This is a genomic window from Vibrio sp. Vb1026, from assembly GCF_033338745.1.
Classification (GTDB): domain Bacteria; phylum Pseudomonadota; class Gammaproteobacteria; order Enterobacterales; family Vibrionaceae; genus Vibrio; species Vibrio alginolyticus.
This window is the reverse complement of the sequence record NZ_JAWOTH010000019.1, coordinates 20,192-36,388: the sequence shown is the minus strand read 5'-3', so window position 1 is coordinate 36,388 and position 16,197 is coordinate 20,192. Positions and strand designations below refer to the sequence as shown.

At 46.1% G+C, this 16,197-nt stretch carries 14 protein-coding genes; 13 read left to right on the top strand and 1 reads right to left on the bottom strand.

The window, feature by feature from the left end; genetic code table 11:
- The first annotated feature begins 123 nt into the window (after positions 1-123).
- From rpoE to acpS, 11 genes are all read left to right on the top strand, one after another.
- Entirely contained in the window at positions 124-702 is a 579-nt protein-coding gene (gene rpoE, locus R7E47_RS20750) for an RNA polymerase sigma factor RpoE (RefSeq protein WP_005380946.1), read from the top strand.
- A 26-nt stretch (positions 703-728) separates the two neighbouring features.
- Positions 729-1,355, top strand: coding sequence for a sigma-E factor negative regulatory protein (locus tag R7E47_RS20745; RefSeq protein WP_005380944.1), 627 nt, complete (start codon positions 729-731; stop codon positions 1,353-1,355).
- Positions 1,352-2,311 (top strand): sigma-E factor regulatory protein RseB, encoded by a 960-nt coding sequence (gene rseB / locus R7E47_RS20740; protein ID WP_005380941.1) that lies wholly within the window; start codon positions 1,352-1,354, stop codon positions 2,309-2,311. Before R7E47_RS20745 ends, rseB begins: the two co-directional genes overlap by 4 nt.
- Positions 2,312-2,313: 2 nt before the next feature.
- The gene (locus R7E47_RS20735; RefSeq protein ID WP_005384575.1) at positions 2,314-2,784 is read left to right on the top strand and encodes a SoxR reducing system RseC family protein; all 471 of its coding nucleotides are present in this window, start codon (positions 2,314-2,316) and stop codon (positions 2,782-2,784) included.
- Positions 2,785-2,942: 158 nt separating this feature from the next.
- Positions 2,943-4,736 (top strand): translation elongation factor 4, encoded by a 1,794-nt coding sequence (lepA, locus tag R7E47_RS20730; protein ID WP_005380934.1) that lies wholly within the window; start codon positions 2,943-2,945, stop codon positions 4,734-4,736.
- Between the two features lie 104 nt (positions 4,737-4,840).
- A complete protein-coding gene (gene lepB / locus R7E47_RS20725; protein WP_104979692.1) occupies positions 4,841-5,740 on the top strand; it encodes a signal peptidase I in 900 nt (299 codons plus the stop codon).
- Between the two features lie 21 nt (positions 5,741-5,761).
- A complete protein-coding gene (rnc, locus tag R7E47_RS20720; RefSeq protein WP_005380932.1) occupies positions 5,762-6,439 on the top strand; it encodes a ribonuclease III in 678 nt (225 codons plus the stop codon).
- On the top strand, positions 6,432-7,394 hold the full coding sequence (era, locus tag R7E47_RS20715; RefSeq protein WP_005380931.1) for a GTPase Era: 963 nt from the start codon (positions 6,432-6,434) through the stop codon (positions 7,392-7,394). The genes rnc and era overlap by 8 nt, the downstream gene beginning before the upstream one ends.
- Before the next feature lie 115 nt (positions 7,395-7,509).
- Entirely contained in the window at positions 7,510-8,241 is a 732-nt protein-coding gene (gene recO / locus R7E47_RS20710) for a DNA repair protein RecO (protein WP_005384578.1), read from the top strand.
- Positions 8,238-8,972 carry a pyridoxine 5'-phosphate synthase gene (gene pdxJ, locus R7E47_RS20705; RefSeq protein ID WP_005384579.1) on the top strand — a complete coding sequence of 245 codons (735 nt, stop codon included), beginning with the start codon at positions 8,238-8,240 and terminating at the stop codon, positions 8,970-8,972. The genes recO and pdxJ overlap by 4 nt, the downstream gene beginning before the upstream one ends.
- A 10-nt stretch (positions 8,973-8,982) precedes the next feature.
- The gene (gene acpS / locus R7E47_RS20700; RefSeq protein ID WP_005380927.1) at positions 8,983-9,363 is read left to right on the top strand and encodes a holo-ACP synthase; all 381 of its coding nucleotides are present in this window, start codon (positions 8,983-8,985) and stop codon (positions 9,361-9,363) included.
- Positions 9,364-9,432: 69 nt separating this feature from the next.
- Here acpS and barA read toward each other — a convergent pair whose 3' ends face one another.
- Positions 9,433-12,231: a two-component sensor histidine kinase BarA gene (gene barA / locus R7E47_RS20695; RefSeq protein ID WP_033907441.1), complete on the bottom strand. Its 2,799-nt coding sequence runs from the start codon at positions 12,229-12,231 to the stop codon at positions 9,433-9,435.
- A 192-nt stretch (positions 12,232-12,423) separates the two neighbouring features.
- Here barA and rlmD point away from each other — a divergent pair, with 192 nt between their 5' ends.
- Both rlmD and relA read left to right on the top strand, forming a co-directional pair.
- Entirely contained in the window at positions 12,424-13,743 is a 1,320-nt protein-coding gene (gene rlmD / locus R7E47_RS20690) for a 23S rRNA (uracil(1939)-C(5))-methyltransferase RlmD (RefSeq protein ID WP_064354305.1), read from the top strand.
- A 123-nt stretch (positions 13,744-13,866) separates the two neighbouring features.
- A complete protein-coding gene (gene relA, locus R7E47_RS20685; RefSeq protein ID WP_005380915.1) occupies positions 13,867-16,086 on the top strand; it encodes a GTP diphosphokinase in 2,220 nt (739 codons plus the stop codon).
- Positions 16,087-16,197 lie beyond the last annotated feature (111 nt).

Below are 16,197 nucleotides of genomic sequence, written 5' to 3'. Positions count from 1 at the left end.
TTCTCATTCACGTTAGGGTCACAATAGTGCTCAAGTAAGCAGTGGTGTCAATACTACGTTTTGCATAATTAGTACCCATATCTGAGAAGAGTAGGGGCATAACAAATAGGAGTATCCGCTCGAATGAACGAGCAGCTGACCGATCAAGTATTGATTGAGCGAGTTCAGAATGGCGATAAGCAAGCATTCAACCTGTTGGTAACAAAGTACCAGAATAAGGTATGTAATCTTATTTCCAGATACGTTAGTAATCCTGGCGATGTACCAGATGTAGCACAAGAAGCGTTTATTAAAGCTTACCGAGCTATCCCTAGCTTTCGTGGGGAAAGTGCGTTTTATACGTGGCTGTATCGCATTGCAGTGAATACTGCGAAAAATCACATTGTTGCTCAAGGGCGTAGACCTCCAGCGACAGATGTCGATGCTGAAGATGCTGAATTTTACGAAACAGGTAGTGCACTTAAAGAAATATCGAACCCTGAGAACTTAACGTTGTCCAAAGAATTGCAACGGGTGGTGTTCAGTGCAATCGAAGCTTTACCTGAAGATTTAAAAACCGCAATGACATTACGAGAGCTCGATGGCTTGAGTTATGAAGAAATTGCAGAAGTGATGGATTGCCCGGTAGGAACGGTACGATCGCGTATCTTCCGTGCTCGTGAGGCGGTGGAAAAGAAAATCAGACCTCTTTTGCAACGCTAGTACAAGTAATAACTATGGTGAAAATAATGGCTGACAAAGAAAAACTTTCAGCTCTCATGGATGGAGAATTGGTCGATAAGGCTTTAATTCAAGAGTTAGAGCAAGACCAAGAGAGCCGTGATGCTTGGCAGAACTATCACCTGATTGGTGATGTGATGCGAGGCGAAGCGCCAGCAAAACCTGAGTGGAATATTGCTGAAAGCGTGGCGTTAGCGTTAGAAGATGAACCTGCACACCGTGCGTTTGATTCGCACAGTGCAAATGTTATCTCAATTGCGGATACGCCAAAAGAGTCGCAACCAGAACCGCAAAAAGCAAAACGTCAGTTGCCAGGTTGGTTGACGCAGTTTGGTCAAGTTGCTGTTGCTGCATGTGTATCGCTTGTTGTTATTTTAGGTGTACAGCAGTACGGTGGTAGCGATTCAATGTCGCCGCAAACAGATCAATTACCTGTATTGCAGACGGTTCCGTTTGCTGGCAGCGCAGAACCAGTGAGTTTGACTCGTGAGTCTGTAGAACGTTCTGTAGGCGAGGCAAATATGCAAGAGCAGCGCAAGCGTGTTCATGCTATGCTGCGAGACTACGAATTGCAGTTACGAATTAACAGTGATGCATCTCAACAAGATGCAAATCTGAATCCGGATATTGAATGAAAAAATTTCTGATCAGCGCTTGCGCTCTGTTCAGTATGATGTCTTCTCAAGCCTTTGCTGGTGACAAGCCAGCGGAGGCTTTATTGCATCAAATGAGCGAGGCGAGTAAGAATTTAAGTTACGAACTCTCTTATATCCTTATCAAAAAGAACAGCATTGAGCCGTTGCTGTATCGTCATGCCACGCATGGTGACGATCAATATGCTCATCTTGTCTACTTAAGTGGCCCTGTGCGTGAAGTGATTCGTCGCGGAACTGAAGTAAGTTATATCGAAACGGGTTTAGAACCGTTCACCATCGAGTCAGGTAAAATGGTCGCTCCGACTATGCCTATGCTCAACACCAATATCGATGAGCTAAACTTGTATTACGACTATGTAAAAGTGGGTAGAGCTCGTGAAGCTGGTGTGGCAACACAAGTGCTGCGTATTGTTCCTAAAGACGGTCTGCGCTATTCATACGTACTATGGATCGATGAAAAGAGTAAATTGCCGTTGCGTGCCGACCTTGTGGACCGCGATGGTGAAATGCTTGAACAATATCGCACTATTTCTTACACGGTAAACCCAAAAATCGCAGAGTTAATGAGTGGCCTGCAAGATGTTCAATTACCTGCTGTTCTCACCATGCCAAAAGGCGATATTGGGACCAGTAATTGGCAGGTTGGTTGGATCCCTGAGGGTTTCGAGCCGAACGAGCTCAACCGCTATCGTATGGCCGTTACTAACCAAATGGTGGAGAGCCAGCTGTATTCTGATGGTCTGTTTAGCTTCTCTGTTTACGTAGCAAACAAGGATGAGCATTCGTTAAAAGGGCAGTTGGTTCGCCAAGGCAGAAGAACGCTACACAGTTTTGTGAGCGGTCAACATGAAATCTCTGTTGTAGGAGACATTCCACCGACCACAGCACAGCGTATCGCCCAATCAGTCACATTTAATGTAACAAAGAGTAAATAACAATGATGACCGCGTTGGCTACCGTGACAGACGTGCATCGTCGCGGCAAGCAATACGAAATTGATTTAAGTTGCGAACAGCAGACCAGTTGCAGTAGTTGCTCTTCACAGAAAAGCTGTGGAACGGGCGTTGTTACTAAAGCCATTGGTAACAAGAGTTTATCTTGGCACCTGCGCACGGATAAATCGGTGAAAATAGGTCAAGTCGTCGAGATTGGTTTTCCTGAGTCGAGCCTAATAAAATCAGCAATGGCGGTTTATTTACTGCCATTGTTTGGTTTGATTATCGGTGCGATGTTTGGTCACTTCCTATTAGCGCCGCTGACAGCCGGCGGGGAAGGCATCATCATATTGGCATCGGTATTGTTTGCCGCTGGTGGAATGTGGATCGCAAAACGTGTTTCTCGTCCGTTAGAAGATGAATCCAAGCGCCAAGTTACCCTCGTTCGGGTACTTGGAGAGCCAATCCAGTAAGTGCTGTCCCCCTCCACTAAAGGTTATTTGGGTATGTACTTTAAATTACGTGCGCCCGTTAACGAAATTCGGTAGAATCTGCCAACTTGATTGAAATGCCGTCAGTAGATGGCGTTTCTTACTGTCCCTATTTGTAAAGAGTTAGTCACCCTAAATCTATGAAGCACATTCGTAACTTTTCGATTATCGCCCACATCGACCATGGTAAGTCGACCCTATCAGACCGTCTAATCCAAGTTTGTGGCGGGTTAACCGATCGTGAAATGGCCGCACAGGTTCTGGATTCTATGGATCTTGAACGTGAGCGTGGCATCACCATCAAATCTCAGAGTGTGACGCTAAACTACACCGCTAAAGACGGTGAGACGTATCAGCTGAACTTCATCGATACTCCGGGGCACGTTGACTTTGCATATGAAGTATCACGTTCTCTAGCGGCTTGTGAAGGTGCGCTATTGGTTGTGGATGCGGGTCAAGGTGTTGAAGCTCAAACACTAGCTAACTGTTACACCGCGATCGAAATGGATCTAGAGGTTGTGCCAATCTTGAACAAGATTGACCTACCAGCAGCCGATCCTGAGCGTGTAGCGGAAGAAATTGAAGAAATCGTTGGTATCGATGCAATGGAAGCAACCCGCTGTTCTGCGAAGACAGGCATTGGTGTTGATGACGTTCTAGAGAACATTGTGTCAGCGATTCCAGCACCGGAAGGTGATCCAGATGCGCCACTACAAGCGCTGATCATTGACTCATGGTTTGATAACTACCTTGGCGTTGTTTCTCTAGTGCGTATTAAAAACGGCGAACTGAAGAAGAACGATAAGATCAAAGTGATGAGTACGGGCCAAGTTTGGGGTGTAGACCGCCTTGGTATCTTTACGCCAAAACAAGTAGATACCGATACCCTTCGTACTGGTGAAGTAGGTTGGGTTGTTTGTGGCATCAAAGACATTCTTGGTGCCCCTGTTGGTGATACGCTGACTCTAGCGAAGAATGGTTGTGATAAACCGCTACCAGGCTTTAAGAAAGTTAAACCTCAGGTTTACGCAGGTCTGTTCCCTGTATCTTCCGACGATTACGAAAACTTCCGTGACGCACTAGGCAAACTAAGCCTTAACGACGCATCGCTATTCTACGAGCCAGAAAACTCTGCGGCACTTGGCTTTGGTTTCCGTTGTGGTTTCCTTGGCATGTTGCACATGGAAATCATCCAAGAGCGTCTAGAGCGTGAATACGACTTGGATCTTATTACCACAGCACCAACGGTAGTTTACGAAGTTGAGAAGACGGATGGCGATCTGCTGTATGTTGATAGCCCAGCAAAACTACCAGCGATCAATGATATTGAAGAAATTCGTGAACCGATTGCGCGTTGTAACATCCTTGTGCCTTCAGAGTACCTAGGTAACGTAATCACACTGTGTGTTGAAAAGCGAGGCAGTCAAGTTGATATGGTTTACCACGGTAACCAAGTCGCTGTGACTTACGATATTCCAATGGCTGAAGTGGTACTGGATTTCTTCGATCGTCTGAAATCAACATCACGCGGTTACGCATCTTTGGATTACAACTTCCAGCGTTTTGAAGCTTCGAACATGGTACGTGTAGACGTTCTTCTTAACGGTGACACTGTTGATGCATTGGCGATGATCACACACAAAGATCAGTCTCAGACTCGCGGTCGTCAGTTGGTAGAGAAGATGAAAGAATTCATCCCTCGCCAAATGTTTGATATCGCAATCCAAGCGGCAATTGGTAACCACATTATCGCTCGTTCAACGGTAAAACAGTTGCGTAAGAACGTTATTGCGAAATGTTACGGCGGTGACGTAAGTCGTAAGAAGAAACTTCTGAAGAAACAGAAAGAAGGTAAGAAACGCATGAAGCAGATCGGTAACGTTGAGCTGCCTCAAGAAGCGTTCCTAGCCATCCTTCACGTAGGTAAAGACTAAAGTTGAACTTTGTCTCACACTTGTCGGTCTTAAGACGTTAGATATTAAAATAAGTGAAAGGGTTTCGGCTCTTTCACTTTCGTATTTTTAGATAAGGGAATTTAATGGCGAATACATTCTCACTGATGTTGGTTATTGCGACTTTGGTAACTGGCGTGGTTTGGCTATTGGAAAAGCTGGTTTTCGCGAAAAAGCGTCAGGAAAAACTGGCTGAGATTCAAGCTCAGACGTCTAATGGTTTGGATGCAGTGACCTTGCAAAAAGTAGAGCGTCAGCCTTGGTGGGTTGAAAATAGCGTCTCTATTTTTCCTGTGATCGCGTTCGTTTTAGTATTACGTTCTTTTATCTACGAACCATTTCAAATCCCATCAGGCTCAATGATGCCTACCTTGCTGGTTGGCGATTTCATTTTAGTTGAGAAGTACGCGTACGGTCTAAAAGACCCAGTATGGCGTACTCAGCTAGTGGAAACTGGTAAGCCTGAGCGTGGTGATATCGTGGTCTTCAAATACCCACCACAACCAAGTGTGGACTACATTAAGCGTGTAGTTGGTTTACCTGGTGATATCGTGCGTTATTCAAGTGATAAGCAGCTTTGCGTGCAAAGCCAAGGCGAATCGGCATGTAAGCCAGTTAAACTGAGCAATGTTGAAGAAAGTCAGTTTAGCTCGAACGGTATTCCAATGATCCAACTGGATGAAAAATTGGGTAACGTTGAGCACAATATTTTGGTTAACCCTCTTGTGCGTAACCGCGTGGAGCAATATTTCCCACGCAGCGGAACGACAGAGTGGGTTGTACCCAAAGGTCAGTATTTTGTGATGGGTGATAACCGTGACAACAGTGCTGACAGCCGTTACTGGGGCTTTGTTCCAGAAGCAAACTTAGTCGGTAAAGCTGTCGCGATCTGGATCAGCTTCGAGTTTGATCGTGGCGCAGATAGTGTTCTACCTTCATGGATTCCAACTGGTGTGCGTTTTAACCGCATCGGTGGCATTCACTAACCATTCAAATATCGAGAGAGTATGAATTCTCCAATTGATAAACTAGAGAGAAAGCTCGGCTACCAGTTTCAAGATGCCGGGCTTATCAATTTGGCGCTGACGCACCGCAGCGCCAACAGTAAGCACAATGAACGTCTTGAGTTTCTGGGCGATTCAATTTTAAGTTTTGTCATCGCTGATGATCTGTACCATCGTTTCCCAAAAGTGAACGAAGGTGACATGAGCCGCATGCGTGCTACTTTGGTTCGCGGACATACATTGGCGGAACTGGGTCGTGAATTCGATCTAGGAGATTATTTAAAATTAGGTCCAGGTGAATTGAAGAGTGGCGGTTTTCGCCGAGACTCTATTTTAGCCGATGCGGTTGAAGCCATTATTGGCGCAATTTACCTAGACAGTGATCTTGAAGTTGTGCGAGGCATTGTACTGAGTTGGTATCAGTCACGCCTTGAAGCCATCAAACCAGGCGTTTCACAGAAAGATCCGAAAACTCGCCTACAAGAGTTCCTACAAGGCAGAAGAAAACCGCTGCCTGTCTACACAGTGACTAATATTAAAGGTGAAGCGCACAACCAAGAGTTCACGGTTGAGTGCGAAGTAGCAGGTGTGGATAAGCCTGTAATCGGTAAAGGCACCAGCCGCCGCAAGGCAGAACAAGCGGCTGCTGAAACAGCACTTGAGCAATTGACAAATGGCTGATAACGAATTCGATATCGATGCGTTTTTCGCATCACAAGGTGAGCCAAGCTCGCCAGAAAACCAACACTGTGGCTTTATTGCTATTGTTGGTCGTCCAAACGTAGGTAAGTCGACACTTTTGAACAAGATTTTGGGTCAGAAGATTTCGATCACCTCTCGTAAGCCGCAAACGACACGCCACCGTATTATGGGTGTGGATACGGACGGCGATTACCAAGCGATTTACGTCGACACGCCTGGACTTCACATTGAAGAAAAGCGTGCGATCAACCGTTTGATGAACCGTGCAGCTAACTCGTCATTGAGTGATGTAAACCTTGTGTTCTTCTTAGTCGATGGTACGCATTGGACTAAAGACGATGAGATGGTGCTGACCAAACTTCAAAAATCGAACTTCCCAGTTGTGCTTTGTGTAAACAAGGTCGACAACGTACAAGATCGTAACGACGTGATGCTACACATGGCGGAGATGTCGAAGAAGATGGACTTCGTGGATGTTGTGCCAATCTCTGCCAAGCAAGGTAAGAACATTGACGTACTGCGTAAGCACGTGCGTAATCACTTACCTAAAGCAACGCATCACTTCCCAGAAGAATACGTGACTGACCGTTCTCAGCGTTTTATGGCGTCTGAGATTGTGCGTGAAAAGCTGATGCGCTTTACTGGTGAAGAGCTGCCATACTCAGTAACGGTTGAAATTGAACGTTTTGATTACAACCCCGAAACCGACGGTTTCCACATCAATGCCTTGATTCTTGTTGAGCGTAATGGTCAGAAGAAAATGGTGATTGGCAAAGGCGGCGAGAAGATTAAAACCATTGGTCGCGAAGCGCGTTTGGATATGGAAGAATTGTTCGGTCGTAAAGTTTACCTAGAAACCTGGGTAAAAGTGAAATCTGGCTGGGCAGACGACGAACGAGCGTTGCGTTCGTTGGGTTATATAGACGATTTATAATCTTGGCTGCGAAGGTGCTTCGCTCCAACATCGATGAAAAATCAGTATCGATTAAAATAAGGAGCCGCTCGGCTCCTTATTTTTTATTTCACACTTTTTAGGCACAATGACTTAGATGAGTAATCTGTCTTCCGAAGGTTTACAGCGCTGTTTTGTATTGCACCGACGCCCTTACAGTGAATCGAGCTTAATCCTTGATGTATTTAGTGAGGAATATGGCCGAATGACTTTAATGGCCAAAGGCGCGCGCAGTAAGCGTTCGAACTTAAAAGGCGCATTGCAACCTTTTACCCCGCTATTACTTAAATGGTCGGGGAAAGGCTCGATGAAAACTTTGCGTCAAGCCGAGCCGATAAGTCTAGGTTTGCCGTTAACGGGCATTAATCTCTACTCAGCCATGTACGTCAATGAACTGATTGGCCGTATTTTGATGGCTGAAGTGCCGATGCCAGCACTATTTCATGATTATTTGCATGCGTTAACCGAGTTGGCGCACAACGAGAACCCTGAGCCTGCACTGCGTCGTTTTGAGTTAGCCTTGCTGTCTGCGATGGGGTATGGCGTGGATTTTTTGCATTGTGCAGGTACCGGCGAGCCCGTCGATCCAGAAATGACCTATCGTTACCGGGAACAGAAAGGGTTTATTGCTTCGGTTAGGCGCGATAACCTCACGTTTTTAGGGAATGAACTGATTGCTATCAGTGAGCGGCGGTTCGTCACTAAAGAGCAGCTAAAAGCGGCAAAACGCTTTACACGTATAGCCTTAAAGCCGTATCTTGGCGGCAAACCTTTAAAAAGTCGTGAATTTTTCATTCAGACCCCCAGAGCACGGAGTAACGGAAAATGAGCTCAATTTATTTAGGCGTCAATATCGACCATATTGCCACTCTACGTAATGCACGTGGTACAAAATACCCAGATCCTGTTCACGCTGCTGAAATTGCTGAGCGTGCAGGCGCGGACGGTATCACTATCCACTTACGTGAAGACCGTCGCCATATTTTGGATCGTGATGTACGTATTCTGCGTGAAACCATTCAAACGCGTATGAATCTAGAGATGGCAGTGACGGACGAAATGGTTGAGATTGCGCTGCAAACTAAACCAGAGTTTGTGTGTTTAGTGCCTGAAAAGCGTGAAGAACTGACGACGGAAGGTGGCTTAGATGTAGTAGGGCAGCTTGAAAAAATTAAAGCTGCGACGAAAAAGCTGACAGATGCAGGCATCAAAGTTTCGCTCTTTATTGATGCTGACCGTCAACAGATTGAAGCTGCGAAAAAGTGTGGCGCTCCGTTTATTGAGCTACATACTGGCCATTATGCAGATGCGACGACAGAAGACGAGCAACAAGCTGAACTGAAGAAGATTGCCGCTGGTGCTAGTTATGCACATGATCTAGGTATTATTGTTAATGCCGGGCATGGCCTGACTTATCACAATGTCGCACCAATTGCTGCATTACCAGAAATTTACGAACTCAACATTGGTCACTCAATCATTGGTCGCGCGGTATTTGATGGTTTAAATAAAGCGGTTGCTGACATGAAAGCATTGATGATTGAGGCTCGCCAGTCATAGGGCTATCTAGATGGCGATTATAGGGTTAGGGACCGACATTGCAGAAATTGAGCGTATTGAAAAAGCGTTAGCTCGTAGTGGTGAACCTTTTGCTCAGCGGATTCTTTCAGAAGAAGAAATGGCCAAATTCTCACAGCTTAAGCTGCAAGGTCGTTATCTTGCTAAGCGCTTTGCTGTTAAAGAAGCTGCCTCAAAAGCATTGGGGACAGGGATCGCAAAAGGGGTCACGTTTCACGACTTTTCCATCTCGAACGATGAGCTTGGAAAACCAGTACTCGCATTGACGGGCACAGCCAAGCAAATAGCGGATGCGATGGGTGTTAACCACATTCACCTGTCCATTTCCGATGAGCGTCATTACGCTGTGGCGACGGTCATTTTTGAATCCTAGCTTGTAAGTCTTAAACAAAATACTAAAAAGCCAGAGCATTTGCTCTGGCTTTTGTTTCTCTTCAATAGATCACTGTTCAAGGTATAACTTTGCGGTTGTTGTTACTTTAATCATTTCATCTTGCAGCTCGAACATTTCAGGCTCAACCTCCTCAAGACTGATCCCTGAGCGCAGTGCTTGCTCAAGCGTCGCACAGAGTGACTTCAGTCTTGGAACGCCACAATATGAACTACTGCCGTGCAGCTTATGGATGACATGAATTAGGTCATCACGAGAGATATCTTCTTGCTCCAGAGCTTGGTCAACGACTGCTTCTACTTCAGGGATGAACTCAATCAACATGCGTAGCATGTCTTTAGCGAGATCCTCTTTATTCGCGCTCTGTTTCAAGGCTGCTTGCCAATCAATAATCACATCCTGCTGAGGCGAAGAAACGGATTGTGGTGCGCTTCCTTCAGGTTCATCAACGTATGAAGGGGCGACTTTGCCAATGCTCTCTGTACAAGCATTTGGGTTCCAGTGAACCAAAACCTGTTGTAGCACATGCTCTTCAATAGGTTTGGTCAAGTAGTCATCCATTCCTGCCGAGAGCAAGCGGTCTCGTTCCCCTGCCATGGCATGCGCCGTTACCGCAATCACTGGCGTGTCTTTATTTAGCTCCAACTCTTTAATGTGCTTACAAGCGGTCACACCATCCATTTGTGGCATTTGAATATCCATGAAGATTAAATCGTACTTTTTCTCTGTCGCCAGGTTCACCGCTTGCTGGCCATTGCTACAGGCGGTGACGGTTTCTACTCGTTCGCGGAGTAGTGCAGAGATCAGCTTCAAGTTTGCAGGGTTGTCATCCACTGCTAGTACAGTGAGAGGTAAACGGTCCCCTTCGCTTGGCGTAATTGGAGCGCTTAATACCGGTGGCGATTCTACATGTTCGCTAATCAGGCTTTGTAGCAACTTACGGCGAGACAATGGTTTCGTCAGGCACTGGACGTGATGCTCTGTCATTATTTGGTCCGCAAGCGCCAATTCGGTACTCGGTGTCCCTAGGAGAACACTCGGAGCCATGCGTTTCGCTTGTTCTATCCAAGGTGTAATAACTTCCGCATCGTGAGTCTGGTTGGCCGCTAAATTCAACAGTACATAATCATATTGTTCTTCGTTGTTTGGTAGCGAAGAGCGGTAGGTTACTAAAATACCCTCCTGACTTAGAATCTGTTGGGTTACGGATGCGGCTTGCATGTTTGGTTCAATCAGCAGTAACTGCTTCCCAGTCAGAAGTTCCACTTCAATCAGTTCGCTCATTGGCATCTCGGTTGAGTGCAAGCGCACCGTAAACCAGAAGGTTGAACCTTGGTGTAGACGGCTGGTTAAACTGATTTCGCCGCCCATCTGGCTCACCAGTTTCTGAGTGATAACCAGACCAAGACCAGTACCGCCGTAACGACGTGAAATACTTGCATCTGCTTGGCTAAAGGCTTGGAACAACTGCGCTTGCTGACGCTCAGAGATACCAATACCGGTATCACGCACCATGAATTGCAGTTCGACGGAGTCTCCTGATTGAGAGCGCATTTCTACGCTAACATCAATGTTGCCTCGCTCGGTAAACTTGATTGAGTTACCGACTAAGTTCGTCAAAATTTGCTGAATACGTAGTGGATCCCCAACTAAACCCGGTGGAATTTTAGGGTCCACTTTTAGGGTGATTTCTAACCCTTTCTCATGTGCACTTGTGGCTTGTAGGTTAATTACCTCTTCTAAACTTTCTCGGAAATCAAAAGGAATGTTTTCCAGCGCCAGCTTACCCGCTTCAAGTTTCGAGAAGTCGAGAATGTCATTGATGATATTCAGCAGGTTGTTCGCCGATTTCTCAATCGTCTGTAGGTAATCCGTTTGGCTGTTAGAAAGCTGCGTTTTAAGCATTTGACGAGTAAAGCCAATCACCCCATTGAGCGGAGTACGCAGCTCGTGCGACATGTTTGCCAAGAACTCTGACTTAACCCTGGCCGCTTCTTGCGCGCGTTTCTTCGCGATATCCAACTCAACGTTCTGAATTTCTAGCTGCTCAAGCGTTTCACGTAAGTCGGACGTGGCTTGGTCTATACTGTGCTGCATCTCCACGTGATATTCTGATAACGATACCGCCATGGCGTTGATGCCATTTTTTAGCTGGTCTAACTCCCCGTGCATTTTGCCTTCGATACGCACATCCAGATGACCGCGGCGAATGCGGTCAACGACATTCTTCATGTGGGTGATAGGTTGGGTCACATCGTGCATTAGACGTGAAGCAAACACACTTGCTAAGCCAAGACCGAGAACCAGAACTAAAAACGCAGAGAAGACTTCTTGATACTGTTGCAGCCTCAAGGAGGAGAGATCTAACTCGACGGCGATGTAACCAATCGCTTTTGTGCCTTGGCTTTCGTTCGACAACTCCGCTAAGTAGTGACCTTCTGACAAAATGGGGACACGCAATATCAGTGAGTTTTCGTAGATTTCCGAATTACCCAGTTGCGGGATCGGTTTATCTTTGGGAAACATCAAGGCTTCAAAATTAGGATGAAAGTTAGAGGTTACAAAGAGCTCATGATGTTCATCAAATACCGCGATACTACGAACCAGTTTGGAGTTTTTACGGTGCGCGTAGCTTATCAAGCGACGTACCGCCTCTCGGCTTTCTGATAGTAGATGAGTTTCACTGGCAATCGCCAGCGGCTCAATAATGCTGTTACCAGTGGTGATAACTTGTTTCTCAAGGTCTTGGTAGCGGTTAAATGAGAAAAAGCCGCTCAGTAATAAACCAATAATGAGAGTGGGAGCGAGAGTTAGTGTAATTACACGTGCTCGTAAGCCATATCTGGTCATGTTATCTAATTACATCGGAGTCTGGATATGGGAAAATAACGCATTATTTCTCAAGCGCACGATAAAGCCTTGAGCAAAGAAGTGACGTCACCGAATAAACGGTAAGCATAATCAAGTCACTCGAATCACACAACGGCTGCAATCAAGAATAGTGAAGCCGAAGAGCAATTACACATAAATCAGGCATAGAGCATGGCACGCATCTTTCAACCGAAAAAGAAAACCCAACTCAATACTCGGCACCAAGCAGTGCAAGTAGAGCGTTTAGATCACCACGGCGCAGGCATTGCTTACCTCAAAAAGAAGCCATTGTTTATTGATGGAGCACTGCCAGGTGAGGAGGTGGTCACTCAATTGGTGGAAGAAAAGAGCAAATACGCTCGCGGTAAGTTGATTAAAATCCTTAAGCCGAGTGAAGCTCGTGTGGAGCCATTTTGCCCACATTATAATGAGTGCGGTGGCTGTGATTTGCAGCATCTAGATTATGACCAACAATTGACGTACAAACAGCAAACGTTGCGTCAGCTAATGCGAAAATTTTCAGGCAGTGACATTGAACTAGATGCCCCGTTATTGGGATATTCGCAGGCCTACCGTCGCCGTGCGAGAGTGAGCTTGTTTGTTGATAAAAGAACACGTCAGCTACATTTTGGTTTCCGTAAAAAGCAGAGTAAGCAAATTGCGCAAGTGACCGATTGCCCAGTGCTGGCACCGGAACTGAATGTTTTGCTGCCAGAGATTTACTCAGCCCTAAAAGCGTTCAAAAAGCCGGAACAATTGGGTCATGTAGAGCTGGTACTTGGTGATAATGGTCCGTGTATTACGCTGCGCCACTTGAGCGCTCTGACAACGAGTGAAACTCAATCTCTAACGGAGTTGGCAAAACGTCATGGCGCATCGTTGTACTTAATGCCATCGACAGAACAATTAGACCTTATCGAAGGCGATATGCCTTTTTATCAAGAAGTTGGAGTGAAAATCCCTTTTGCACCAAATAACTTTATTCAAGTAAACCAAGGTGTAAACCAACAAATGGTCAAACAAGCGGTTGAGTGGTTAGACCCACAAAAGAGTGACCGAGTGTTAGATTTGTTCTGTGGTTTAGGCAACTTTAGTTTACCAGTTGCGAAATTAGCTAAGTACGTGGTTGGAGTAGAGGGTGTTGCAGAGATGGTAGAAAAAGCCACAAACAATGCATCTTTGAACCAAATCAATAACGCGCAATTTTATCACGCTAACCTTGAGCAAGATTTTGAAGGCCAAGCCTGGGCCGCAGAGCGGTTTGATAAAGTATTATTAGACCCGGCACGCGCGGGAGCGAGTGGGATCATCGATCAAGTTTCTGAGCTTGGCGCACAGCGTGTAGTTTATGTTTCTTGTAATCCTGCTACCCTTGCTAGGGATAGTCAAAGCTTGATAGAGCAAGGCTATAAATTAACGAAATTAGGTATGCTGGATATGTTCCCTCATACCAGTCATCTAGAATCGATGGCATTGTTTGAAAAGTCCTAACTTTAGGACTTTGACCCCTTATTTGTGGTGGGTGGTCATAAAGCCAGCGTGTACGCGCGGTAAAAAGAACTAACCTGGACGGTGTTAGTCAAACCACACGAATATAATAATTAGGATGATGAGATGGTTGCGGTAAGAAGCGCGCATTTAAACCAAGATGAACAGTTTGAACTCGAAAACTGGGTGGCTAGCCTAGGACAAGAGAAAAACACAGCCTCACGCTTAATCGAAGTATATCGAGATTGCCAGACGGTATTGGCTGATAACGAGCAAGCGGAGCTGTTGTTGTGGCGTGGACGAGAAATGATCGAAATTTTGATCACCTTGTCTATGGATCAAGCCACTTTAGTGGCTGCTCAACTGTTTCCTTTGGTTTCAAGTGGTGCTTTTAACAGAGAAATTCTGGAAGAGAAATACAGCAAAGAAATCATAAAATTAATCGACGGCGTTGAAGAAATGGCTGCTATTGGCCAACTCAACGTCAACATGGAAGGCAGTGCAGCGTCATCTCAGGTAGATAACGTACGCCGCATGCTGCTTGCCATGGTGGATGACTTCCGCTGCGTGGTTATCAAGCTTGCGGAGCGAATTTGTAACCTTATTGAAGTTAAAAAAGCGCCTGATGAAGTTCGACGTGCGGCGGCAAAAGAGTGTGCCAACATCTATGCGCCGCTAGCAAACCGATTAGGCATCGGTCAGCTGAAATGGGAAATTGAAGATTACGCTTTCCGCTACCAACAGCCGGAAACTTACAAACAAATTGCCAAGCAGCTTTCTGAGCGACGCATCGTTCGTGAACAGTACATCAAAGACTTTGTTGAAGACCTCACGCACGAAATGGAAGTGTCGGGCATCAATGCCGAAGTGAGTGGTCGACCTAAGCACATCTACAGCATTTGGCGAAAAATGCAGAAGAAGAGTTTGGCCTTTGATGAGCTGTTTGATGTTCGAGCAGTACGTATCATCGCAGACAAACTGCAAGACTGTTACGCGGCTTTGGGTGTAGTTCACACCAAATACAAGCACCTACCGAGCGAGTTTGATGACTACGTTGCTAACCCTAAACCAAACGGTTATCAATCGATCCACACCGTAATTCTAGGGCCAGAAGGCAAAACCATCGAGATCCAGATTCGTACCAAGCAAATGCATGAAGAGTCGGAGCTGGGTGTTGCCGCGCACTGGAAATATAAAGAAGGGGCAAGCAGCCGAAGCGGTTATGATGAGAAGATCACGTGGCTGCGTAAGCTACTGGATTGGCAAGAAGAAATGTCTGACTCTGGCGAAATGCTCGATGAGCTGCGTAGCCAAGTCTTTGATGACCGTGTTTATGCCTTTACACCACGTGGTGATGTTGTCGATTTGCCAATGGGGGCAACGCCGCTAGATTTTGCCTATCACATTCACTCCGAAGTGGGACACCGTTGTATCGGTGCCAAAGTCGGAGGTCGTATTGTGCCGTTCACGCATAAATTACATATGGGTGACCAAGTCGAGATTATCACTCAGAAAGAACCTAACCCATCACGTGACTGGTTAAACCCATCATTAGGCTTCGTTCATTCTGGTCGTGCGCGTGCCAAAATTAACGCCTGGTTCCGAAAACAAAGCCGTGAGAAGAACCTCGAAGCAGGTCGTGAAATCCTTGAGCATGAGTTAGCCAAAATTGGCGCAACGTTAAAAGATGCAGAGCATTACGCCCTCAAGCGGTTTAACGTCAAAACACCAGATGAATTGTATGTTGGGGTAGGTAGCGGTGATTTGCGCATCAATCAAATCATTAACCATATCAACGCGTTAGTTAACAAGCCAACGGCAGAGGAAGAAGACCAGCAAGCACTGGAAAAACTGCAAGAAGCTGAGCATAAATCACCCGCGCAAAGCCGACCGAAAAAAGACGCAGTTGTAGTAGAAGGCGTCGATAACCTAATGACACATCTAGCACGTTGCTGTCAGCCAATTCCAGGTGACGATATTTCTGGTTACATAACGCAAGGTCGTGGGATTTCAGTACACCGTAGTGACTGTGAACAGCTAGAAGAACTGCGCCATCATGCGCCAGAGCGCATCATCGATACGGTCTGGGGCAGCGGCTTTGTGGGGTCATACATCCTCACCGTGCGTGTTGAAGCGATGGAGCGAGGTGGTCTACTCAAAGACATTACGACACTGTTCGCCAACGAAAAGATCAAAGTGACCAGTATGAAGAACCGGGTCGACTACAGACGTCAACTTGCCATCATGGACTTTGACCTAGAAGTCACCAATATTGAGGTGCTTTCGCGGGTTTCGAAGCGTGTGGAACAGATCAAGGATGTCATGACGGTGAAACGCCTCGGCTAAAATTCTCGTTATACTTGAAGCTGATAGCGTTGTTGCCTGCGCTCACTCCGGAGTGCCGGCCCAGGCTCATCACATGGTGAACCATGCTCAGGAGTCGCGAAAATTTGTTGC